The organism is Alloalcanivorax balearicus MACL04 (genome assembly GCF_025532145.1).
Classification (GTDB): domain Bacteria; phylum Pseudomonadota; class Gammaproteobacteria; order Pseudomonadales; family Alcanivoracaceae; genus Alloalcanivorax; species Alloalcanivorax balearicus.
The window spans coordinates 17,355-39,490 of sequence record NZ_ARXS01000006.1; the positions used below are offsets into that span (position 1 = coordinate 17,355).

General features: G+C 63.1%; 20 protein-coding genes. 9 read left to right on the forward strand and 11 right to left on the reverse strand.

The window, feature by feature from the left end:
* Window positions 1–10: 10 nt before the first annotated feature.
* Window positions 11–673: a GntR family transcriptional regulator gene (locus MA04_RS06860; RefSeq protein ID WP_163124599.1), complete on the reverse strand. Its 663-nt coding sequence runs from the start codon at window positions 671–673 to the stop codon at window positions 11–13.
* 132 nt (window positions 674–805) lie between these two features.
* On the opposite strand from MA04_RS06860, the gene MA04_RS06865 reads away from it, so the two are divergent.
* The 6 genes from MA04_RS06865 (at window position 806) to MA04_RS06890 (ending at window position 6,991) form a co-directional block, all read left to right on the forward strand.
* Window positions 806–1,954 carry an alkane 1-monooxygenase gene (locus tag MA04_RS06865; protein WP_163124596.1) on the forward strand — a complete coding sequence of 383 codons (1,149 nt, stop codon included), beginning with the start codon at window positions 806–808 and terminating at the stop codon, window positions 1,952–1,954.
* A gap of 166 nt (window positions 1,955–2,120) precedes the next feature.
* Complete coding sequence (locus MA04_RS06870) at window positions 2,121–2,840, forward strand: hypothetical protein (RefSeq protein WP_262459890.1); 720 nt, start codon at window positions 2,121–2,123, stop codon at window positions 2,838–2,840.
* Between the two features lie 199 nt (window positions 2,841–3,039).
* Entirely contained in the window at window positions 3,040–4,014 is a 975-nt protein-coding gene (locus tag MA04_RS06875; RefSeq protein ID WP_262459891.1) for a YbgA family protein, read from the forward strand.
* Window positions 4,011–4,895, forward strand: a complete 885-nt coding sequence (locus MA04_RS06880) for a MerR family transcriptional regulator (protein ID WP_262459892.1) — start codon at window positions 4,011–4,013, stop codon at window positions 4,893–4,895. The genes MA04_RS06875 and MA04_RS06880 overlap by 4 nt, the downstream gene beginning before the upstream one ends.
* Window positions 4,873–6,297, forward strand: a complete 1,425-nt coding sequence (locus MA04_RS06885; RefSeq protein WP_262459893.1) for a cryptochrome/photolyase family protein — start codon at window positions 4,873–4,875, stop codon at window positions 6,295–6,297. The genes MA04_RS06880 and MA04_RS06885 overlap by 23 nt, the downstream gene beginning before the upstream one ends.
* Window positions 6,298–6,514: 217 nt before the next feature.
* Window positions 6,515–6,991 (forward strand): GNAT family N-acetyltransferase, encoded by a 477-nt coding sequence (locus MA04_RS06890; protein ID WP_262459894.1) that lies wholly within the window; start codon window positions 6,515–6,517, stop codon window positions 6,989–6,991.
* On the opposite strand, the gene MA04_RS06895 is transcribed toward MA04_RS06890, so the two are convergent.
* The 5 genes from MA04_RS06895 to MA04_RS06915 form a co-directional block, all read right to left on the reverse strand.
* On the reverse strand, window positions 6,967–8,241 hold the full coding sequence (locus MA04_RS06895) for an MFS transporter (protein ID WP_262459895.1): 1,275 nt from the start codon (window positions 8,239–8,241) through the stop codon (window positions 6,967–6,969). The two genes, MA04_RS06890 and MA04_RS06895, sit on opposite strands and share 25 nt — an antisense overlap.
* Window positions 8,242–8,319: 78 nt before the next feature.
* A complete protein-coding gene (locus MA04_RS06900) occupies window positions 8,320–9,123 on the reverse strand; it encodes a crotonase/enoyl-CoA hydratase family protein (protein ID WP_262459896.1) in 804 nt (267 codons plus the stop codon).
* 200 nt (window positions 9,124–9,323) lie between these two features.
* Window positions 9,324–10,472 (reverse strand): acyl-CoA dehydrogenase family protein, encoded by a 1,149-nt coding sequence (locus tag MA04_RS06905; RefSeq protein WP_262459897.1) that lies wholly within the window; start codon window positions 10,470–10,472, stop codon window positions 9,324–9,326.
* Window positions 10,469–11,533: an acyl-CoA dehydrogenase family protein gene (locus tag MA04_RS06910; protein ID WP_262459898.1), complete on the reverse strand. Its 1,065-nt coding sequence runs from the start codon at window positions 11,531–11,533 to the stop codon at window positions 10,469–10,471. Before MA04_RS06910 ends, MA04_RS06905 begins: the two co-directional genes overlap by 4 nt.
* A gap of 6 nt (window positions 11,534–11,539) precedes the next feature.
* Entirely contained in the window at window positions 11,540–12,724 is a 1,185-nt protein-coding gene (locus MA04_RS06915; protein ID WP_262459899.1) for a thiolase family protein, read from the reverse strand.
* 229 nt (window positions 12,725–12,953) lie between these two features.
* Here MA04_RS06915 and MA04_RS06920 point away from each other — a divergent pair, with 229 nt between their 5' ends.
* Together MA04_RS06920 and MA04_RS06925 are read left to right on the forward strand one after the other, a co-directional pair.
* On the forward strand, window positions 12,954–13,601 hold the full coding sequence (locus MA04_RS06920; protein ID WP_262459900.1) for a TetR/AcrR family transcriptional regulator: 648 nt from the start codon (window positions 12,954–12,956) through the stop codon (window positions 13,599–13,601).
* Window positions 13,602–13,912: 311 nt separating this feature from the next.
* On the forward strand, window positions 13,913–14,947 hold the full coding sequence (locus MA04_RS06925; RefSeq protein ID WP_262459901.1) for an amidohydrolase family protein: 1,035 nt from the start codon (window positions 13,913–13,915) through the stop codon (window positions 14,945–14,947).
* Between the two features lie 93 nt (window positions 14,948–15,040).
* On the opposite strand, the gene MA04_RS06930 is transcribed toward MA04_RS06925, so the two are convergent.
* The 5 genes from MA04_RS06930 to def form a co-directional block, all read right to left on the reverse strand.
* A complete protein-coding gene (locus tag MA04_RS06930) occupies window positions 15,041–16,492 on the reverse strand; it encodes a TrkH family potassium uptake protein (RefSeq protein ID WP_262459902.1) in 1,452 nt (483 codons plus the stop codon).
* Window positions 16,493–16,609: 117 nt separating this feature from the next.
* A complete protein-coding gene (trkA, locus tag MA04_RS06935) occupies window positions 16,610–17,986 on the reverse strand; it encodes a Trk system potassium transporter TrkA (RefSeq protein ID WP_014992484.1) in 1,377 nt (458 codons plus the stop codon).
* Window positions 17,987–17,999: 13 nt separating this feature from the next.
* Entirely contained in the window at window positions 18,000–19,304 is a 1,305-nt protein-coding gene (gene rsmB, locus MA04_RS06940; RefSeq protein WP_262459903.1) for a 16S rRNA (cytosine(967)-C(5))-methyltransferase RsmB, read from the reverse strand.
* Window positions 19,297–20,262 (reverse strand): methionyl-tRNA formyltransferase, encoded by a 966-nt coding sequence (gene fmt / locus MA04_RS06945; protein WP_262459904.1) that lies wholly within the window; start codon window positions 20,260–20,262, stop codon window positions 19,297–19,299. Before fmt ends, rsmB begins: the two co-directional genes overlap by 8 nt.
* 83 nt (window positions 20,263–20,345) lie before the next feature.
* Window positions 20,346–20,852 carry a peptide deformylase gene (gene def / locus MA04_RS06950; protein WP_262459905.1) on the reverse strand — a complete coding sequence of 169 codons (507 nt, stop codon included), beginning with the start codon at window positions 20,850–20,852 and terminating at the stop codon, window positions 20,346–20,348.
* Between the two features lie 150 nt (window positions 20,853–21,002).
* On the opposite strand from def, the gene MA04_RS06955 reads away from it, so the two are divergent.
* Window positions 21,003–22,073 (forward strand): LysM peptidoglycan-binding domain-containing protein, encoded by a 1,071-nt coding sequence (locus MA04_RS06955; protein ID WP_262459906.1) that lies wholly within the window; start codon window positions 21,003–21,005, stop codon window positions 22,071–22,073.
* Window positions 22,074–22,136 lie beyond the last annotated feature (63 nt).

Sequence of the window (22,136 nt, forward strand, 5' to 3'; positions counted from 1 at the left end):
GCGATTGGCCCTAGAGGTCCCGTTTGGCCACGGCCCTCAGCACGATCCGGCATTGATTCTCGCCATACTCGCGAATGTCCGCCGCGGCCTTCTCGGGATCCCGTGCCAGCACGTTCTCCAGTAGCCGCTGAAAGATGCGCAGGGACACATCGAACTCGGTGGTTTCTTCCTGCAGGGCGATAAAGGAAAACCGCTTCAACAAGGGCATCAGGTCGGTGATGTCGGCCGCCAGGTAGCGGTTGGCGGCGAAACGGTCGGTGGCGATCTCGACGAAACGGAAGGCCAACTGGTGCCCACCCTGAACGTCGCCCTGGTCATAGCAGCGCTGAAAGTCCGGCAGCATGGCGGCGAGATCCTCGATCTGGCCCGGTCGCCAGTTGCTGGCCGCCATGGCCGCCAGACGGGAAAGCAGCAGAAACAGGAAGTCGTAGAGGTCGCGAACCTCGCTTTCGCTGACCTCGCAAACCCGGGCACCACGGCGTGGCTGCAATTCGATCAAATGCTGCTTTTCCAAGAGTCTGAAGGCCTCTCGGAGTGAGTTGGTGCTCACTTTTAGCTGTTTGGCCAGCTCCCCCTCCGGCAGTTTCTCTCCCGGTTTGCGCTCGCCGCGGACAATCTGCTCGGCCAGATGATCGGCGATCTGCTCGCTGAGGCTCACGGCTCTCAAGGTCATAAAGGGCTCCTTTTGATGGGAGCGATTATCGCCATTATGGGCGGATGTGTCACGAATTGAATTGTTTGACAATTGAATTAATCATGCTAACGTTGCCATCGAGGACTGTTACTGTCACTAGCGAGGCCGATCATGTTTGCCAAAATGTCGTCCGACACCATGTTGAAAATAAAAAAGTGGGGCTATCTCCTGTTCTGGGCCGCGGTACTGCCGCTGCTGCCGTTCAGCGTCTATGTGGGACGTGAGGCCGGCACCCAGGACTATTGGGCCTGGTTCATCTATTTCGTCGTGTTCGGCATGGTGCCGTTGCTCGACTACCTTATCGGCAAGGATCCTTCCAACCCGGATGAGAAGGTCCAGGTGCCTTCCCTGAGCGAGGAGCGCCTCTACACGTTCTTCCTGTTTCTGATGGGCTTTATCTGGCTGGGCGTGCTGTTCTACGCCGGCCATGTGTTCATCAGCAACGATTACAGTTGGTTCGGCAAGCTGGGGTGGATTGTTTCCATTGGCACCGTGGGTGGCATCATCGCCATTAATCTGGGCCACGAATTCGTCCACAAGGATCCCAAGCTGGAGAACTGGATGGGCGGATTGCTGCTGTCCTCGGTGACCTACGCCGGCTTCAAGGTGGAGCACGTGCGCGGCCATCACGTCCATGTTTCAACCCCGCAGGATGCCTCCTCATCCCAGTACAATCAGGGGCTGTACAGTTTTCTGCCGCGCGCCATCAAGCACAACTTCCTCAATGCCTGGAAGCTGGAAAAGCAGTATCTGGAGCGTAAGGGCAAAAAGAATTTCAGCATCCATAATGAGCTGATCTGGTGGTACAGCATTTCCGCTTTGTTCGCGGTGGCTTTCGGTATCGCTTTCGGCTGGCAGGGTGTGCTGTTCTTCCTGGCACAGAGCCTGGTTGCCGCCTTGACGCTGGAGGTCATCAATTACATCGAGCATTACGGCCTGCATCGTCGGGTTCAGGAAAATGGCCGCTATGAGCGGGTAACCCCGGCGCATAGCTGGAACTCCAATTACCTCCTCACCAACCTGGCCCTGTTCCAATTGCAGCGTCACAGTGATCACCATGCCTACGCCAAGCGGCGCTATCAGGTCCTGCGCCACTATGAGGAAAGCCCGCAACTGCCCGGTGGATATGCCGCCATGTACGTGTTGGCGCTGTTCCCGCCGCTGTGGAAAAAGGTCATGAATCCCCGCGTTGAGGCTTACTACCAAGGGGAAATGGATCAGTTGTTCCGCAATGCGCGCCGCGTGAACAACATCGCCTGAATACCTGCTGATGACACGGAGCCCGGCCTTGCCGGGCTCATTTCCTGGCTCTCTTCAGGACCCCGGGCCGTATCGACTGCGGTACCCGGGGTTTTTTTTGAGGACCCGACCATGGTGGTTACGCTGCGGGCCGTCGGACTCTTTGCTATGGTCGGGCGGAGACGATGTGTCAGGACGACACGAGTGCGAGGACGATGAAATGGAATCGGGAAGAGGGCCAGGGTATCGGGTCATGATGGCAATGGCGCTATTGTCGATGTTGCCGGGGATGCTTTTGGCACAGGAGCCGCTCCCGTGCGATCCAGTGTCCCGGTATCACGTCCTGCCGTTACCTGTATCGGGCTTTCGTCATATAGGGACGGATCAACTCTGTGATCCCATACCTACCAAGGACTGGCGTGGGGAAGATGGTGGCCTGAGCGTTCATCTCGACGGCCCCGAAGGGCCCGGACGATGGTGGACGGTGACGGTGGGTGTCGCGGAGGCGGGAAGTCCGACGCCAGGCAGGGGCCTTTGTCTGGACACCAGCACCGTGGGTTGGCGGGCTCTGCAGGGTTTTCAGAATCGTCCCTTGCCCTGGGTGGAAGATCGTGACGGCGACGGCCGGGCGGAACTGGTGATCTGGGACAGCTTTCCGTTGTCATCGGGACAAGGTTCCGAGGTCGAAACCGGCCTGATCGGATGGGTGTACCAGCGGCGATCAGCGAATACGCTGGCGTTGGATTGGGGTATGACGCGGGGACTTGCCAGAGAGGTGGCGCGTGAGTATCGGCGCCCGGCGGCGGATAACCTGGAAGAGCTCCGGCTGGCGCTGGCGGAGGTGCTGGAGGGGTTTGCCAGCGGCGCTTGCCGGGTGGCTGTCGGCAAAGAGCCCCTATCGCCTTAGGACGTTCGGCGCCGGCTACCGCCCCCGGAGCCAATATCTTTGAGGAAACCACTCGAGTGCTATGGTCATCATGGACGGGCACCGCTCGGCACCCGGCTCGTCGGCAGGGTGCCGCTTTCTGAAGCGATGGCCGTGGATGTTCTCCAAATTTGTACAAAGTGGTAATGTTGTACAAGTTTGGAGAATGAGGGGCCGGGTCATGATGAGCGTACAACCGATTGCAAGCGGGGGGCGGGGTATTGCAGTGGGGATCAGCGCCTGCCTGCTGGGCAGCCCGGTACGCCACGACGGTGGGCATAAGCACTCCCGTTACTGCACGGAGGTGCTGGGCCGCTACTTCCAGTTTTACTCCTTGTGTCCGGAGATGGGCGCTGGCATGAGCGCGCCTCGTCAGGCCATGCGGTTGGTGGAGATCGATGGTCAGATCCGGCTACGCGCCACGCGCGGGGAAAAGGATTTCACCGCGCTGATGCACGGCTTTATTGGCCAGGAGCTGGAACACCTCGAGCACCTCCGAGGGTTTGTATTGATGGCCAAGTCACCCAGTTGCGGCATGGAGCGAATAAGGGTCTATCGCGCCGATGGTGAGGTGGCGAGGCGGGATGCCAGCGGGCTGTTCGCGGCGGCGCTGGCGGGGCGGTTTCCGCTGATGCCGCTGGAGGAGGAAGGGCGGCTGAATGACGACGGTCTGCGTGAAAACTTCGTTGAGAGGGTGTTCGTTTATGACGACTGGTGCCGCTTGCGGGAGGGTGGGCTCACTGCGGAAGGGTTGCTGGCCTTCCACCGTCGTCACAAGTTTCAATTGCTGGCGCACTGTCAGTCCACCTACCGGCGGGTGGGCCCGCTATTGTCCGATCTCAAGCGTCAGCCTCTGCCGGTGATCGCGGAGCAATACATCACCCAGGTGATGCCGGCGCTGGCGCGGCGAGTGTCACGTGGCAGCCACGTCAATACCATGCTGCACCTGACCGGCTTTCTGCGCGAGGCGCTGAGCGCCGAGGATCGCCGCTTGATTCATCAGCAGATCGAGGCCTATCAGCGCGGTGAAGTTCCTCTGGTTGTGCCGATGACGATGCTGCGGGGTGCTCAGAGCAAAGTGGAGCAACCTTATCTGGCGACCCAGGAGTATCTGCGCCCGTATCCGGATGCCCTGGGGTTGAGGAACCGTTTATGAACACGGAAGAGACACTGACAATCCAGGAGGTTGGCCAGCGTTGCGGTGTGAACCCGGTGACGCTGCGGGCCTGGGAACGGCGCTATGGCCTGATCCGTCCGGCCCGGACAGAGCGGGGACATCGCCGATACAACGAAGCGGATGTCGCCCGTATCCACTCTATTCTCGCCTGGCTCGATCGGGGGCTGCCGATCAGTCAGGTGCGCGCTGTTCTGGAACAGGGAACGCCCCCGGGGGCGGTGACGGGGCCTTGGCGCCAGGCCATGGAGGAGGCTCAGTCCGCTCTGGATGACCTCAATGTGCGACGGCTGGAACAGTTATTCCGGAGGCTGACCGGTGACTACCCGCTGGAGCAGGTGGTGAACGGCTGGTGTGAGCCACTGCGGTCGCACCTGAAAATGCCGGGACGTATTGCCGCCCGTGCCCTGTTTGACAGCTTTTTGCGGCAGAAATTGTCCGGCCCACTGTTGGCGGTCGCTCCCAGTCGCCGTCAACACGGCTGGCTGGTGATGGCGGTGGGGGATCCCCTGCCGGCGATGTTTCAGGCCGCTCTGTCAGAAGTGCCGGTATGGACTTTGGTGCTGCCGGTGGCGGGCGCGGAGCTCGGGGCCTGGTTGAGTCATTCCCGTTTGGACGGCTTGCTCTGGGTGCTCGGGGAGCACCCAGAGAGGCGACAGAGTAACCGCTTGTGGCCCGAGCGCATGCCGGATTCCGGGCCCGCGCTATGGTGCTGCGGGCCGGCTCTGACCGGGGAGTTACGCACACCGGAGTGGCTGATGCGTCGCCCGGGCGGTTTCGCCGAAGTGGCCGGGGCGATGAGCGATTGGTCGGCGACCATGGCGGCGGGGAGGGCGGACCATGCGTCTGATCTGGTTCCGTAACGATCTGCGATGTCACGGTCACACGCCCCTGCAGCGGGCATTGGCGGCTGGTGAGCCGGTTATCGCCTTGTATGTATTGTGTCCGGGCCAATGGGACCGGCACGGGGTTGCGCCGCTGCGCCGCTGGTACGTATTGGAGAGTCTGCTGGAGCTGGGACATACGCTGGCCTCGCGCGGCGTCGATCTGCATGTGATCGACGGCGGTGACTTTGAGGGCACGGTGGGGGTGGTGACGGACTTTGTTCGCCTACACAACATTACCGATGTGTTTTGCAACCGCGAGTACCCGCTGAATGAACTGAACCGGGATCGGGCCGTCGCGCGCGAACTGGAGGCGGAAGGGGTCCGTATCCATGGCTTCGACGATGGCGTTCTGGTGCCGCCAAGATCCTTGAACACGGGCAAAGGTACCCCTTACACGGTCTTCACGGCGTACAAGCGACGCTGGGATCAGTGGATGGAAGAATACGGTCCACAAGTGCCGGAGGCGCCGCGCTGGCCGAGACGGCGGGGCCGCTTTGTCGGGCATGACACGGTGGGCGGGGCGCTATCGGCGCTGTCGCTCGGGCAGGCGCGGAGAGCACTCTGGCTGCCGGGAGAAGACGCCGCCGTGCGGCGGTTGAAGATGTTCGTTGAGGAGCATATCGGCGATTACAAGAGGTTGCGTGATGTGCCCGCGGAGACGGCCACCAGTGAACTATCGGTGGCGTTGTCCGCCGGCACTCTGGCACCGGCGGAGGCGTGGCGGGCGGCGCGAATGGCGATGCGGGATCCGGCGGCCAGGGAAGGCGCGGTGACCTGGATCGGTGAGTTGGCGTGGCGGGATTTTTACCGGCAAATTCTGCACCGGTTTCCGGCATTGGCAAAGGGGGAGCCATTCCGTCCGGAAACGCGGCTGCTGCGTTGGAATGACAATGAAGCGCATTTTGCGGCCTGGTGTAAGGGGCGTACCGGCTATCCGCTGGTCGATGCGGCGATGCGGCAACTGGTGAGCACCGGGTGGATGCATAATCGCCTGCGCATGCTGACCGCCATGTTTCTGACCAAGCATCTGTTTATTGACTGGCGAAGGGGGGAGCGGTTTTTCATGCAACACCTGATTGATGGAGACTTCGCCGCCAACAACGGCGGCTGGCAATGGAGCGCGTCCACCGGCACCGACGCGGCGCCTTATTTCCGGGTCTTCAGCCCGGTGCGGCAGAGCCGGCGGTTCGATCCGGAAGGGCGCTTTATCGCTCGCTATGTCACCGAGCTGGCGGAGCTTGATAACAACGCTATCCATGAACCCTGGAAGCAGCCATTACTGACCGGGGACTATCCGCCTCCGTTGGTGCCGCATGAGGGGGTCAAGCAACGTGTGGAAGCGGCGTTTCGTGCCGCGCGTGACGCCTGGAACCAGTAAAGTGGGGATATTTCTCCCGAGACAGGGCCGGTTATCGGCAGCCCGGGAGGTGCCGTCGTCAATCGCCATTCATAAGCAAAAAACGACATTTTGCGCCCCAGTTTCTCGCATTCCGGGATCCCCCCTTCTCATTGGGCGGGATTCTTCTTACAGTGCAACTTCCATTGCCTGGGGCCTTGGGCCCGGGCGCCGTCACGAGGAAAGCGTTTCATACGTCATGGTCGTCATGGATAGGCACCGTCCCGTCGTTCTACGTCCGGCCCGTCGGCAGGACGCGGCGGCTATTTCCCGTTGCGTGCTGCGAGCTTATCAGCATTTCGTTCCGCGCATGGGGCGCCCCCCGGCGCCGATGACCGATGACTACAATCAAGTCGTGCTGCGGAACACCGTGTGGGTGGCGGACGACGGCCTCGGCATTCAAGGAGTGGTGGAGCTGGAAGAAACCGACTTCGGATTGCTCACCAAGAATATGGCGGTGGATCCTGATTTTCAGAAACAAGGGTTGGGCCGCAGGCTGTTGAAGCAGGCCGAACAGCTGGCTCGTGATGCCGGTCACGACATGCTCTATATCTACATCAGCGAAGCCATGGTCGAAAACCTGGTGTTTTACCTGGATCATGGCTACGAAGAATGCGAGCGGCGCCTGGAGCAGGGGGTTTATCGCCGCATTTATTTACGTAAGGCGTTGCTCTGATCTTCCTCCACCGCAACGTCTTCAAGTCGATCCACTCGGCGTAAAACCGGAAAGCCCCACATCCACAGGCCGACCACCGCCAGTGTGCCGACACCGCCAATCACCGCCGCCGGCACGGTGCCGAACCAGGACGCGGTAATGCCGGACTCGAATTCTCCCAACTCATTGGATGCCCCAATGAACAGCATATTCACGGCGTTGACGCGTCCCCGCATTTCGTCCGGCGTGGCCAGTTGCAGCAACGTCAGCCGCACATAGACACTGATCATGTCGGCGGCGCCGGCAATGAACAGGGCAGCCAGCGACAGCCAGAATGAGGTGGACAGGGCAAACACCAGATTAGCGACGCCGAAAATCGCCACCGCCGCGAACATCACCAGGCCGGTATGCCGGCGAATGGCGCGCACTCCCAGATACAAACCCATGACGAAAGCACCGAGGGCAATGGCGCTGCGCAAGGCGCCAAGTCCCTCCGAACCCACGTGCAGGATCTCGTCGGCGTAGATTGGCAGCAGCGCCACCACGCCACCGAACAAGACGGCGAACAGGTCCAGGGAGATGATGCCGAGAATGACCGGTTTATGGCGGATATAAAGAATACCGGCGGTAAAGCGTTGCCAGGAGGTGGTGTCGCCGGAATGCAGAGGGCGCTGTCGGTAGCGGATCGGCACCAGAAAAAGCATGGCCAGGGCGAACAGGAAGCAGCCCAGGACCACACTGTAAGCGGTGGTGGCACCGAGCGGATAAAGCAATCCTCCCAGCAGCGGCCCGCCAATGACCGCGATCTTCATGATCGAGGAATTGAGCGCGATGGCTTTGCCAAGTAAGGCTTGCGGCACGATTTGCGGTAGCAGGCTTTGCAGGGTCGGGCCGGTGAAGGCGCGGGCGGCGCCGAACAGCACCAACACCGCATAGAACGGGCCGGCATGATCCGGCGGGTTCAGGGAAAGTATGATGAGCAGCGCGCTGCACGCGGCTTGCGCCGCCCAACTGGCGTGCAGGATCAGACGCCGGTCAAAGCGGTCCACCAGATCACCGGCGGGCAGCAGCAACACCACCATTGGCAGAAACTGGGCCAGGCCCACATAACCGAGGCTGAGCGGATCCCGGGTCAGTGCGTAAACCTGCCAGGCGACGATGATGGCCTGCACCTGCATGGCTAACGCCGCGCCCAGGCGGGCGAGAACGAAAGGCACAAAGCCCGGGTGTTGATAGACCCGGGGTTCGGCGTCAACAGTGGGAAGGGGCATCGGAGTCCGTCCAGTGACCGGCACGCGGACCGTGCCGGACAGGAAACGAAAAGGGCGCGTGGACGCCCTGGTCAGGGGTTATTGGCCGCTGAAGGTCGGGTCCCGCTTTTCGATGAAGGCGGCTACGGCCTCGTCGTGATCGTCGGTGGTGTGGGCCAGCGCCTGCATGGCGGCGGACATTTCCAGCACCGTATCCAGACGCGAGGAACGCGCGGTCCACAGCAGGCGTTTGGTCATGCGCACCGCCTGTGGCGGGTTGGCGGCGATACGCGCGGCCAGGGCGCGGGCTTCGTCCAGCAATTTGTCGTCCGCCACCACCCGGGACACCAGGCCACAGGCCAGAGCCTCTTCGGCGCCGACGCGGTCGCCAGTGAGCGCCATTTCCGCCGCTTTGGAGAACCCGACCACGCGCTGCAGCAACCAGGCGCCGCCGTCTCCGGGAATGATGCCCAACTTGACGAAACTCTCGGCGAACCAGGCACGCTCGCCGGCGATGCGGATGTCGCACATGCAGGCGAGATCGCAGCCGGCGCCCACCGCCGGGCCGTTGACGGCGGCGATTACCGGGACTTCCAGTTTTTCGAACGCCAGCGGAATGCGCTGAATGCCGGTTTTGTAGTTGCGCCGGGTTTTCACCGGGGCGGTGGCGTCGTTGAGACCGCCGGCGGCGCCCATCTTTTTCACGTTGCCGCCACTGGAGAAGGCACTGCCGGCACCGGTGAGAATCGCCACCCGGGCTTGCGGGTCCGCCTCCAGGCGGTCCAGGGCATCCAGCAGCGCTTCGATCATGTCGGCGTCGGAAATCGGGTTGCGGTTTTCCGGGCTGTTCAGGGTCAGGGTGACGACACCGTCGTCGATTTGATAGGTGACCAGTTCGCTCATAAAACACTCTTCTTCGTGTGTGTGGTGGTTCGCGGACACGCAGACACGCTTACACGCAACACGCTTGCACGCCATGCTTGCCAGCCCCGAGCCAGACGGAAAGGTCTGATTGCTCGGGAAGTCAGGGCCGGATTGCGCTCTGCTTTGGCAGTAGCGTGCAAGCGTGTTGCGTGTAAGCGTGCATGCATGTCAATCGCCTCTCAACGCAAACCCAGGCCACGCGCGATGATGCCGCGCAGAATTTCCCGGGTGCCGCCTCGTAATGAAAATGCGGGTACTTGTTGCACAGCGTAGTGGAGCACTTGGAAAAAGTCCCGGTGAGCGGCGTCGGCGCGGCCGGTGTCCACCAGTTGCCGGGCAATGTCCGGAATTTCCTGTTCCAGCAGGGCGCCCAGATCCTTGACGATGGCCGCCTGCAAAGTCGGATTCTCGCCCCGTTGCAACATGCCGGCCACACTGCGTGAGAGTCGGCGCAGGCTCATCAAATGGGCGGCGATGCGGCCAACGGCGATGCGGGACTGATCGTCATCGCGGCCTTGCAGGGTGCGGATCAACTCGATCAGCACCCACAGAGTGGAGAGAAACCGGTCCGGACCGCTGCGCTCGAACGCCAGCTCGCTGAGCACCTGGTTCCAGCCGTCGCCCATCTCGCCGATCAGGGCGTCGCGGGGAACCTGGACGTTTTCGAACACCACCTCATTGAAATGATGGGCGCCGGACAGATCGTGGATCGGCCGGATGGTGATCCCCGGCAGAGTCAGATCGATCAGCAACTGGCTGGTGCCGCCATGGCGGTCCTCATGGTCACGGCTGGTGCGGCAGAACAGCACCATGTAATGGGCCTTGTGGCCGTAGGTGGTCCACAGCTTGGTGCCGTTGACGATGAAGCCGTCGTCCACCGGCTCGGCGTAGGTGCGGGCGGCGGCCAGGTCGGAACCGGAATCCGGTTCGCTCATGCCGATACAGAAAAAGCATTCACCGCGGGTGATGCGTGGCAGGATCGCCTGCTTCTGGGCTTCAGTGCCATAGCGCAACAGCAGCGGGCCGCTTTGCCGGTCCGCGATCCAATGCGCCGCCACTGGCGCGCCGGCGGCCAATAGTTCCTCCAGCAGCACGTAGCGTTCCAGGGCACTGCGTTCACTGCCGCCGTATTGCTTCGGCCAGGTCAGGCCGATCCAGCCCTGCTCGCCAAGGCGGCGGCTGAAGCCGGCATCGAACCCCATCCAGGATTCGACCCGTTGAAGCGGCGTGCGGCCGGCCAGTTCGGTGGCGAGGAAGTCGCGTACCTGTTCGCGGAAGCTCTCTGCCTGCTGCGATTCCGGAGGCGTCGGGAAGGACAAATCGATCATTGGCGCGCTCCTTCGGTGCTGCTGCCCAGTTCGGTGATGAAGGGCCAAAGACCATCGGCGCCGCGCGCCAGCACCTGCTCGCCCAACCGGGCCTGCCAGTAGCGTTCGCTGCCGAATTCGTCGCGCCAGCTCCACAGCCGCCGGCTGTACAGGTTGAGCCGGTATTCGCGGGTCATGCCGATGGCGCCATGGACCTGGTGGGCGATGGCCAGCGCCTGGCCGGCGGCTTCGCCGCAACGGGCCTTGGCGGCGGCAATCAGCGCATGGCGGCGCGGATCGTGGAACGCGTCCACGGCCATGTCGGCGGCCCCGGCAGCTATCGCGGCCTGGGTGGCCAGTACCGCCAGTTGCTGCTGGATCGCCTGTTGCCGGGCGATGGGCTTGCCGAATTGTACTCGCTCGCCGGCGTATTGAACGGTCATATCGAGCACCGTGGCGAGGGCTCCGGCGATTTCCTGGCAGCGCAACAGCGCGCCGCTTTCGAACAGCCATTCCGCGCCAAGCGTCTCGGGCAACTCGCGCACCCGGTGGTTGTCCAGATCAAGGTCCAGTGTCAGATCGGTGCGCGGCTGATCGGCCAGATTGGTTCCAGGCGTTGCCGCCAGACTGTCGGGGTCGAGCAGCAGCAGCCGGTTTTGCCGGTCGTGCCGGGCGATCGTTACGACTACTTCGGCGTGTTCCACCCAGGGCGCGGCCGGCAGCCGGCCGTGGACCCGCCAGCGGTCCCCTTCCCGGTTCAGTGTCAGTGGACTATGCGGGTCCGCCACGGCCAGGGTGGGCCGCCCTGCGGCGATGTCGGCGCCGGCTTCGGCAAGCAACCGGTTGGCCAGCAGAGCTTCGCCCAGCGGCGCCGCCAGCGCGTACTGACCGGCCAGGCGAACCACCGCCAGCGCGTCCGCCACCGGCAGGTCGAAGCCGCCATGGGCCTCATCCACCAGCGCCAGTGGCAGGCCGAGTTCCGCCACCCGCCGCCAGGCCGTGTCAGCGTCGTCCGGCGTTTCCCGCAGTTCGGCGAAGAGCCGGCCGGCGGTATCGAGCAGCAGGCTGCGACTATCGTCCATGGAACCTCACAGGCGCTCGATGATGGTGGTGTTGGCCATGCCGCCGGCCTCGCACATGGTTTGCAAGCCGTAACGCTGGCCGTTCTGACCCAGGGCGTGCACCAGGGTGGTCATCAGCCGGGCCCCGGAAGCGCCGAGCGGATGGCCGAGTGCGATGGCGCCGCCGCGCGGGTTCAGGCGCTCCGGGTCCGCGCCCAGCTCTTTCCGCCAGGCCAGCGGCACTGGCGCGAACGCTTCGTTGACCTCGAAATGGTCGATCTGGTCCACGCTCATGCCGGCTTTTTGCAGCGCCCGTTTGCTGGACGGAATGGGCGCCGTCAGCATGGTCAGCGGGCTGTCGCCACAGACGTCAAAGCTGACGAAACGGGCCAGCGGTTTGAGCCCCAGCTTGTTGGCCAGACTCTCGCTCATGATCAGCAGAGCGGAGGCGCCGTCGGTGATCTGGGAGGCGTTGCCGGCGGTGATGCTCCAGTTGATTTCCGGGAACCGCTGTTTCAGGGCATCGTCCTGGAATGACGGGCGTAATTCGCTCAGCCGCTCCGCGGTGGTGGCGGGGCGGATGGTTTCGTCCTCGGACAGGACGCTGCCGTCCGGCAGGGTCACCGGTACGATCTCATCGCGGAAAGCGCCGGCTTCCCGATGAGCTGCAGCCCGCTGATGGGATTGGGCGGCGTATTGATCCAGCGTCTCGCGATCCAGTTGATAGCGGCTGGTCACCAGTTCGGCGGCCACTCCCTGGGACACCAGCCCCGGAGCATAGCGTTGCTGAACGCCCTGTCCGAACGGGTCCTGGCCCATGCGCGCGCTGCCCATGGGGACCCGGCTCATGGACTCCACGCCGCCTGCGATCACCAACTGATTGGCGCCGGCCATGATCGACTGGGCGGCGAAATGCACCGCCTGCTGGCTGGAGCCGCATTTGCGGTCGATGGTGGTGCTGGGAACATGTTCGGGAAAGCCAGCGGCGAGCAAGGCCATGCGCCCGGGGGTGGCGGACTGTTCGCCGGACTGGCTGACGCAACCGATCATGACGTCGTCCACCAGGCCGGGGTCGATATCGTGGCGCTGGACGGTCTCTTTCAACAAGGCGGCGAGCAGGTCCACCGGGTGCAGGCCGGCCAGCCCGCCATCGGGCTTGCCCCGGCCCATGGGGGTACGCAGGGCGTCGACGATAACGGCGGCTTCAGTCATGACGGACTCCATGCCGGGGGGCGCCCGGCGGCAGGGGGAAATTCATTTGTACTCCTTATTGTTCCGACGGCCGCCATCCGGGAATATCCGGGGGGCATCGCCCGTCGGGTCCGGGACCGTGGCGCGAAAAAGGGCGCTTGGGGCTCGACAAAACGGGATAAACAATCAACCATGATTTTTTTTGCCGGTCAAGATGGCTGGCATCCGGCGAACGCAATGGACCAGAACCATGACCGAAGACGTAGAGCACTCTCCGGCGACGGACGCGGCAGTCCCCGGTGCCCGGCGCGCGCCCCGGCAGGCACGCAGTCTGGATACCCGGGAGAAGCTGGTGACCGCTGCCCTGGAGTTGATCCGCACGGAAGGTTATGCCGCCCTGAGCACCCCGCTGGTGGCACGCCGCGCGGGCGTTTCCCGGGGCGCGCTGCAATATCATTTTGCTTCCCGCGACGATCTGTTCGTGGCGGTTCGCAGCCGCCTGGCATTGCGCCTGGACTGGGGGTTCCCGGTGGCGGAACTGGCGGCCCGGCCTCTGGCCGAGCGGGTGGCCTGGGTGGTGGACCATTACTGGTCGGTACTGGGCAGCGACGATTATGTGGCGGCCATGGAGATCCGCCTGTATGAGCGCTTCAACGGCGCGCTCCATGCTCAGCTGTGCCAGGAAATGCGGGAGCTGGCGGAAACTCGCCACCGGGAATGGGTGCGTCTGTTCGCCGACGTGTCACTGGACACCGACACTCTGGTCGGTGTGCGCACCTACATGATGGACGCCCTGCGCGGCATTGCCCTCAGGCGCATCGAGATGGGACCGGAGGAGCGGGTGCGGCCGGCGCTGGCATTGCTCAAGACCAGCCTGGCGGGGCTGCTGGCTGAATAATTCAGCCAGCCGCATTCGCCAGCAAGCTGGCTCCCACAGATTACGCCACGAAGCCGCTGTGGGAAGCTTGCTTGCAAGCGAATGGCGGTCCGCAAGGCGGCCGCCATGGACGGCGGTGATAAAAAATTGCCGGGAGCAATTTTTAACGTTGCTCTGCGACGGCCCGGAGGGTGACCGCCATGGATGGTGGTGATAAAAAATCAGCTTTGATTGTCGTCGCGAAAAGTGGAAAAGTATCGGGCTGATTCCGGCCCGTCCGGAATCGGAAACCCGGAAATGAAAACAACAGGCCGGGACAATCAGGAGCCTTGATGACAACAACAACGTCACAAAAACCGGTGCTGCCGGGTCCGGATCGGGACTGGCTGGCACGACATCAGGAGCCGGTGCTGGAGCCGGATCTGTCCATCGTCGACCCGCATCATCATCTGTGGGGGCCGCCGCGCGCCACCTATCTGCAAGCGGATATCGAAACCGATTTGAACGCCGGCCACCGCATTATTGGCACGGTCTTCGTGGAATGCCTGGAACAGTATCGTGACAGCGGGCCGGAACCGATGCGGCCGCTGGGCGAGACCCGTTTTGCCCGGAGTGTGGCGGAAGCCACCGGCGGCCGCGTCTGCACTGGCATCGTCGGTCACGCCGATTTGCGCCTGGGCACTTCGGTGAATCGGGTGCTGGAAGGTCACCTGAAGGAAGGCGGCGGCCGTTTCCGCGGTATTCGCCAGTCCAGCGTCTGGGATCCGGATCCGACGGTACGCACCACCACCCGGATTCCACCGGAGAAGCTGCTGCTGGATCCGAATTTCCGCGAAGGGTTTGCCTGCCTGGCGCCGCTGGGGCTGAGCTTCGATTGCTGGACCTACTTCCACCAGTTGCCGGAACTGGAGAATCTGGCGCGGGCGTTTCCCGATACCGTGATCGTGCTGGATCACGTCGGCGGTGTGCTCGGTGTCGGGCCTTACGCCGGGCGTCGTGACGCGCTGTTCCCGGAATGGCGCATGGCGATCGAATCGCTGGCGCGCTGCGCCAACGTACGGATCAAACTGGGTGGTCTGGGCATGCACAGCTGCGGTTTCGGCCTGGACGGTCAGCCGTTACCGCCCTCCTCGGAGGCCCTGGTGGAGCTCTGGCGCCCTTATCTGGATGTCTGCCTGTCCGCCTTCGGCGTGGAAAGGGCGATGTTCGAAAGTAACTTCCCGGTGGATCAGGTGTCCTGTTCCTACGCGGTGTTATGGAACGCGTTCAAACGGTACGCCGCCGGTTTTTCCGAGGCGGAGAAAGCAGCGTTGTTCCGGGAAAACGCCATTGAAACGTACCGGTTGGAGATTCCGCAGGGCCAATGATTCGCGAGCAAGCTCGCTTCCCACAAGGATCTATAGGCCGCTGTGGGAAGCGAGCTTGCTCGCGAAATCTCTCCAGGACGAATAGTTCAGAGATCACTGCTTCCAGAACAGCGGCGTGAACAGCACCAGCAAGGTGAAGATCTCGAGACGGCCGAGCAGCATCAGCAGCGTCATCATCCACTTGGCGGCGGGAGAAATATCGGCGAAGCCGCTGGCCACGCCGCCAATCCCCACGCCCAGATTGTTAAGACTGGCGGCAACACAACTGACCGCGGTGGCCAGGTCCAGGCCGGTGACGGTGAACAGCAGCGTGAAGACCACCGCGATGGTGATGTAAACGCCGACAAAGCCCCACACCGCCTGCAGCACCCGATCATTCACCGTATGGCGGCCGAAGCGCAGGGCAAAGGCGCCGTTGGGGTAAATCAGCCGCCGCAGTTCGCGAATGCTGTGGTGGAACACCAGAGCCCCGCGCACGCTCTTCATACCGCCACCGGTGGAACCGGCGCTGGCGCCGAGGAAACTGGTGAACACCAGCAAAAAGGGCACGAAACCGGGCCAGGCGGCGGCGTTGGTGCTGGTGTAGCCGGTGCCGGTGCTGAACGAGGCCACCTGGAACGCGGCGTGACGCAGGGTTTCATCAGCGCCCTGGAACACGTTGAAGGCCAGCAGTCCCAGGGTCACCAGCAGAATGTAGAGGAACACCATGCCGATATAGAACCGGAACTCCGGGTCGCGCACGAAGGTCAGTGGCGAGAGGCCGCGAATGGCGGCGAAATGGAGGGCGAAGTTGGTCCCGCCGATAATAATGAAAACGGTGGTGATCCAGTCGATGGCGGCACTATCCCAATAGCCCATGGACTGGTCATGGGTGGAGAAGCCGCCGGTGGCCACGGTGCTGAAGCTATGGGTGACGGCATCGAACAGGGTCATACCGGCCAGCCAGTAGGCCGAAGCGCACGCCACGGTGATGAACAGATACAGGTACCACAGGGCCTTGGCGGTTTCGGCGATGCGCGGGGTCAGCTTGGCGTCCTTCATCGGCCCCGGAATCTCCGCTTTGTACAGCTGCATGCCCCCGATGCCCAGCATGGGCAGGATTGCCACCGCCAGCACGATAACGCCCATGCCGCCAAACCACTGCAGTTGCTGGCGGTAATAGAGAATCGATTTTGGCAACGTATCCAGACCGGAAAGCACCGAGGCGCCGGTGGTGGTCAGGCCGGACACGGATTCAAACACCGCGTCGGTGAAACCCACCGGAGTGTCGGCGGAAATCAAAAACGGCAGGCCGCCAATCACGCCCAGTACCGACCAGAACAGCGTCACCACCAGGAAGCCGTCACGGGTCTGCAGTTCGGCGCGATGACGGAAGAACGGCAGCCACAGCATCAGGCCGAGCAGCAACGAGATCACGAAGGAGGCCAGGAACGGCCCTTCGCTGCCGTCCTGGTAGAAGTAGGACACCGCCACCGGCGGCATCATGGTGAAGCTGAACACCACTAGCAGCAGGCCGAGCACTTTGGAGATCAGCGCGAAATGCATGCTTTCTTCCTTCGCTGACACGCCAGCACGCAACACGCAACACGCAAAAAAACGTGGGCTGGAAAGTGGCACTTGCGAGCGTGCAAGCGTGTTGGCGTGTCAGCGTGCATGCGTTTCCTAGAAGAACGTGAACCCGACCTGGAACAGCTTTTCCACATCGCGGATGCGGCGCCGGTCGATCAGGAACAGGATCACGTGATCGTTCGGTTCGATCACCACGTCATCATGGGCGATCAGCACCCGTTCACCGCGTACCACGGCGCCGATGGTGGTGCCTTCCGGCAAGTCGATGTCCTCGATGGCGCGGCCCACCACCTTGGAGGATTTGGCGTCACCGTGAGCAATCGCCTCGATGGCTTCGGCGGCACCACGGCGCAGCGAATAGACGTTGACCACGTCACCACGGCGTACATGGGTGAGCAGGCTGCCGATGGTGGACTGTTGCGGTGAAATGGCAATGTCGATGTCATGGCCCTGAACCAGGTCCACGTAGGCGGGGTTGGCGATCAGTGTCATCACCTTGCGCGCGCCCAGGCGTTTGGCCAGTAGCGAGGCCATGATGTTGGCCTCGTCGTCGTTGGTCAGAGCGCAGAACACATCGGTGTTCTCGATGTTGGCCTTGAGCAATTCGTCGCGATCGGTGGAGAGGCCCTGCAGCACCACGGTGTGCTCCAGTTTTTCGCCGAGCCAGTCGGCCCGTTGCGGAGAGCGCTCGATGACCTTGACGTTGTAGCGGTGCTGGATGCTTTTCGCCAGGCGATAACCGATGTTGCCGCCGCCGGCGATGAGAACGCGCTTGTAATTGTGCTCCAGCCGGCGCAGCTCGCTCATTACCGCGCGGATGTCGTTCTTGGCGGCGATGAAGAACACTTCGTCGTCCGCCTCGATGACCGTGTTGCCTTCCGGAATGATGGGCCGGTTACGGCGGAAAATCGCCGCCACCCGGGTATCCACATTGGGCATGTGCTTGCGCAGTTCACGCAGCTCGTTACCCACCAGCGGACCACCATAATAGGCGCGCACCGCCACCAGTTGCACCCGGCCGCCGGCGAAATTCACCACCTGCAGAGCACCGGGATGTTCGATCAGACGCTTGATATAGTCGGTGACCACCTGCTCGGGGCTGATGATCACGTCGATGGGAATGGCGCTCTCGTTAAACAGCTTGTCGGCGCGGCTGGTGTAATGGGCGGTGCGGATGCGGGCGATCTTGGTGGGGGTGCGGAACAGGCTGTACGCCACCTGGCAGGCGACCATGTTGACTTCGTCGGAGTTGGTCACCGCGATCAGCATGTCGGCGTCCTCGGCCCCGGCGTCCTTGAGCACGCTGGGATAGCAGCCCATGCCCTGCACCGTGCCGATGTCGAGACGGTCCCCCAGTTCCCGCAGGCGCTCGCCGTCGGTATCAATGACGATGATATCGTTGCGTTCGCCGGCGAGGTTCTCCGCCAACGTGCCACCCACCTGGCCGGCACCCAGAATAATGATCTTCATGATCGTGGTCCGATCACCCCATGGTTTTGCGCAGGCGGGCCAGATAAAAACCGTCCGGCCCCTGATCCCGCGGCAGCAATTGCCAGCCCCGCGACGCCGGTGACGGATCGCCAATGCCCGGCGTGTCCTCGGTGGCGTCTTCGGTGCGCTCGAGGAACGCGCTGATTTGCTGATCGTTTTCGGCGCGCAACACCGAGCAGGTGGCGTACACCAGCGTACCCCCGGGGCGCAGAAGCGGCCATAGTGCATCCAGCATGCGCGCTTGTAAATCCACCAGTGCCGGCAGGTCCTGGCGGCGGCGGTGCCATTTCACATCCGGTTGACGGCGCAGGATGCCGGTAGCCGAGCAGGGGGCGTCCAGCAGAATGGTGTCAAACGGCTCACCGTCCCACCAGCTTTGCGGTTCGGCGGCGTCACCCTGGAGCACGGTGGCCTCGGCGCCGAGACGCTTGAGCGCCTCGCGCACCTGACGCAGGCGTGGCTCGGACACGTCCAGTGCCACCAGCCGCGCGCCGGGAAAGGCTTCGGCCAACTGCCCGGTCTTGCCGCCAGGCGCGGCGCAGGCGTCGAGTACGCGCGCGCCGTCCGGTACCGCCATCAAGGTCACCGGCAGTTGCGCCGCTTCATCCTGCACCGTCAGTTCGCCCTCGGTGAAACCGGGCAGGGAGGTGACCGGGCGGGGTGGCGACAGATACAGCGCCCAAGGAGAGAGGGCGCCGGCGCGGGCTTCGTCGCCGAATTGTGTCAGCCAATGGTCGCGGTCGTGGTGCCGCTGATTCACCCGCAGGGTCAGCGGCGGTGGCGTCAGGCTGGCCTCGGCCATGGCGGCGGCCTGATCCGGCCAGTCGCTTTGCCACTGTTGCCAGAGCCAGTCCGGCAGCGACCAGCGCACCGCGTCGGGGTAGTCGGCGAAGGCGGTGGCGGCGTCAATACGGCTGGCCTTGCGCAACACCGCGTTGGCCAGGCCGCTGGCCCAGCCCGCTTTCAATTTGCGGCAGAGGTCCGGATAGGCATTGACCACCGCATGATCGGCGCGGTCGCTGAACCACAGTTCGTAAAGGCCGCACAGGAGCGCCAGACGCACCGGTTGGGCACTGGGTTTGAGCGGCTTGCTCAGCTGTTGATTGAGCCAGTGATTGAGCGGGCGCAGGTAGCGGCAGACACCAAAGCAGAGGTCGCGCATCAGGCCGCCGGCGGCGCCGTCCAGGGCTTGGGCGCGCAGCACTTCGCGCAGACTGGCGCCATCGCCACTGCCGGGCAGCACACGATTGAGGGCGCGTACCGCCACCAGACGGGGGTTGGGGGCGGCCTCAGCCAAGATGACCGCCCCGCGCGAACAGATCCGGGTGGCCGCGCAGTACCTCGGCCACGCTCATCGGCTTCTTGCCGGGCAACTGGATACGCTGCAACCGCAATGCGATGTCGCCGCAGGCCACCACTATGCCGTCGGCGTCGGCGGTGACGATGTCGCCCGGCTCCAGCAGGGTGGTGTCGGCGTCGCACTCCCGCGCTTCCCATACCCGCACGGCCTTGCCATCCAGATCAAACCAGCACACCGGCCAGGGATTGAACGCGCGGATACGGCAGCTCAGGGCCCGGGCCGGTAGACGGAAGTCCAGGCGGGCTTCTTCCTTGCTCAGCTTGTGGGCGTAGGTGACGCCATCGTCCGGCTGTGGCTGTGCCCGCTGTAAATGGCCGGGCAGATCCTCCAGCACCGTGACCAGCAGGCGCGCGCCTTGCCCGGCCAGCCGGTCGTGCAGTTCTCCACCGGTTTCACGCTCGCCGATGTCCAGCGCTTCGGCGAGCAGCATGGGGCCGGTATCGAGGCCGGCGTCCATGCGCATGATGGTGGTGCCGCTTTGCCGGTCACCGGCCATGATGGCGCGCTGGATCGGCGCCGCGCCACGCCAGCGCGGCAGCAGCGAAGCGTGCACGTTGACGCAGGCCAGCAGGGGGATATCCAGCACCGCCTGGGGGATGATCAGGCCGTAGGCGACCACGATCAGCGCGTCCAGCCCGAGATCGCGAAGTTGGGCCTGGATCGCTTCGTCCTTAAGGGTGGTGGGTTGCAGAACCGGGATGCCGGCGTTTTCCGCCAGTGCTTTGACCGGCCCCGGCTTGACCTTCTTGCCGCGACCGGCGCCACGGTCCGGCTGCGTCAGCACGGCGACAACGTCGTGAGGGCTGTCCAGCAGCGCCTGCAGGCAGCTCGCGGCGAAGTCCGGCGTGCCGGCGAAGGCCAGCCGTAAGGGAGAAGACTGTTCGGAATGGGCCACGATGGTGATCCGTCTCCAGGAAACGGGGCGGCGCTGCCGCCCCGGGGGAATGGATGTCAGAGTCTGCTTGCGCTGTCAGGCGCTCAGGCTTGCTGGCGGTGAATCTTCTGCAGTTTCTTCTTGATGCGGTCACGCTTGAGCCGCGATACGTAATCCACGAACAGCTTGCCGTCCAGATGATCGATCTCATGCTGGATGCAAGTGGCGAGCAGGCCATCGGCCTCCATCTCAAACGGATTTCCATCCCGGTCCAGGGCCTTGATCATCACCCGCGCCGGCCGCTCCACCTGTTCGTAGAAACCGGGCACCGACAGGCAGCCCTCCTCATAGGGGGCAAGATCCCCGGTGAGCGGGGTGATCTCCGGGTTGATAAACACCAGCGGTTGATCCCGCTCCTCGGAGACATCGATCACCAGCAAACGCTGATGCACGTTCACCTGGGTGGCCGCCAGGCCGATGCCGGACGCTTCATACATGGTTTCGACCATATCGTCGATCAGTTTGCGAAGCGCGTCATCCACCTGTTCCACCGGTTTTGCTACGGTGCGAAGTCGGGGGTCGGGGAATTCAAGTATTTCCAGTTTGGCCATTTGGGGTCCCGGCTAGTCTGCTATTGCCAGACTACTTTAGATTTGGTTGCTAACTCTATGATCACGTTGCTAGTATCGAGAATCGGCTCACGCCGATTTGGGGGATGCATCCACAACGTGGGTGCTCATAATCATAAAAGGAAACCACTGATGATCAAAACGCTCCGGCGCCTGGCGGCGGCGTGCGCGATGCTGGTGGTGGCCGCCGGCGTTTCCGCCGTAACCCTGCGCGATAATCACCCGGACGTCTACTACGTCAAGAAAGACGATACTCTCTGGGACATCAGCGGGCGTTTCCTGGAACATCCCTGGCAATGGCCCGAGATCTGGCACGTCAATCCCGCCATCAAGAACCCGCATCTGATTTTCCCCGGTGACGCCATTCGTCTGTCCTGGGTGGACGGCGAACCGCGGCTGGAACTGGATCGCGCCAGCGGTGAACAGAGCCGGTTGCCCGACGGCACCGTGAAGCTGTCGCCAAGGGTACGGGAAATGAGCCGCGAGGACGCCATTCCCGCGATTCCGATGAACGCCATCCAGAGCTATCTCAAGCAGGCGCTGGTATTGGAACGTACGGATATCACCACCGCGCCCTATGTGCTCGGCGGGCAGGATCGCCGCGTCATCTTTGGCGGCGGCGACACCGTCCACGCCCGTGACCCGGAACAGCGCTGGGAAAATGCCGAGCGGCGCTATGGACTGTATCGCGTGGGCGAGGAATACGTGGACCCGGTCACCGATGAAGTGCTGGGCTACGAGGCCCGTCAGGTCGGTCTGGCCTCGGTGGAACGTATCGAGGAAGACATGGCAACCCTGCAGGTGTTGCGCTCTTCCGAGGACCTGCGGGTGGATGATCGGCTGTTCCCGCAACCGGATCAACGCGTGCGCGCCTTGCTGTATCCGCACGCGCCGGATGAAAAAGTGGAAGGCCGTATCATCCGCTTCTTCGACCGGATCAGCAGCGTCGCTCGCAACGACGTGGTGGTGATCAACCGCGGCACCCGGGAAGGCATGGAGGAAGGCCACGTGCTGGATATCTTCCAGCAGGGCGAGCAGGTCCGGGACCGGCAGCAGGATGAGATGGTGCGCCTGCCGCGTACCAGGGCCGGGTCCCTGGTGCTGTTCCGGGTGTTCGAGAAAGTCAGCTACGGGCTGATCATGGAGTCCCAACGCCCAGTTTACATGAATGATGTAGTGGAAAGCCCGGAAGGCAGTTACTAAGCCTGCTGTGGGAGCTTGCCTGCAAGCGAATGGGGGTGCGTTCCAGGAATTCGCTTGCAGGCA

Coding starts and splice junctions, on each gene's coding strand:
- MA04_RS06860 (WP_163124599.1), bottom strand. CDS start 673: ATGACCTTGAGAGCCGTGAGCCTCAGCGAGCAGATCGCCGATCATCTG.
- MA04_RS06865 (WP_163124596.1), top strand. CDS start 806: ATGTTTGCCAAAATGTCGTCCGACACCATGTTGAAAATAAAAAAGTGG.
- MA04_RS06875 (WP_262459891.1), top strand. CDS start 3,040: ATGATGAGCGTACAACCGATTGCAAGCGGGGGGCGGGGTATTGCAGTG.
- MA04_RS06880 (WP_262459892.1), top strand. CDS start 4,011: ATGAACACGGAAGAGACACTGACAATCCAGGAGGTTGGCCAGCGTTGC.
- MA04_RS06885 (WP_262459893.1), top strand. CDS start 4,873: ATGCGTCTGATCTGGTTCCGTAACGATCTGCGATGTCACGGTCACACG.
- MA04_RS06890 (WP_262459894.1), top strand. CDS start 6,515: ATGGTCGTCATGGATAGGCACCGTCCCGTCGTTCTACGTCCGGCCCGT.
- MA04_RS06895 (WP_262459895.1), bottom strand. CDS start 8,241: ATGCCCCTTCCCACTGTTGACGCCGAACCCCGGGTCTATCAACACCCG.
- MA04_RS06900 (WP_262459896.1), bottom strand. CDS start 9,123: ATGAGCGAACTGGTCACCTATCAAATCGACGACGGTGTCGTCACCCTG.
- MA04_RS06905 (WP_262459897.1), bottom strand. CDS start 10,472: ATGATCGATTTGTCCTTCCCGACGCCTCCGGAATCGCAGCAGGCAGAG.
- MA04_RS06910 (WP_262459898.1), bottom strand. CDS start 11,533: ATGGACGATAGTCGCAGCCTGCTGCTCGATACCGCCGGCCGGCTCTTC.
- MA04_RS06915 (WP_262459899.1), bottom strand. CDS start 12,724: ATGACTGAAGCCGCCGTTATCGTCGACGCCCTGCGTACCCCCATGGGC.
- MA04_RS06920 (WP_262459900.1), top strand. CDS start 12,954: ATGACCGAAGACGTAGAGCACTCTCCGGCGACGGACGCGGCAGTCCCC.
- MA04_RS06925 (WP_262459901.1), top strand. CDS start 13,913: ATGACAACAACAACGTCACAAAAACCGGTGCTGCCGGGTCCGGATCGG.
- MA04_RS06930 (WP_262459902.1), bottom strand. CDS start 16,492: ATGCATTTCGCGCTGATCTCCAAAGTGCTCGGCCTGCTGCTAGTGGTG.
- trkA (WP_014992484.1), bottom strand. CDS start 17,986: ATGAAGATCATTATTCTGGGTGCCGGCCAGGTGGGTGGCACGTTGGCG.
- def (WP_262459905.1), bottom strand. CDS start 20,852: ATGGCCAAACTGGAAATACTTGAATTCCCCGACCCCCGACTTCGCACC.
- MA04_RS06955 (WP_262459906.1), top strand. CDS start 21,003: ATGATCAAAACGCTCCGGCGCCTGGCGGCGGCGTGCGCGATGCTGGTG.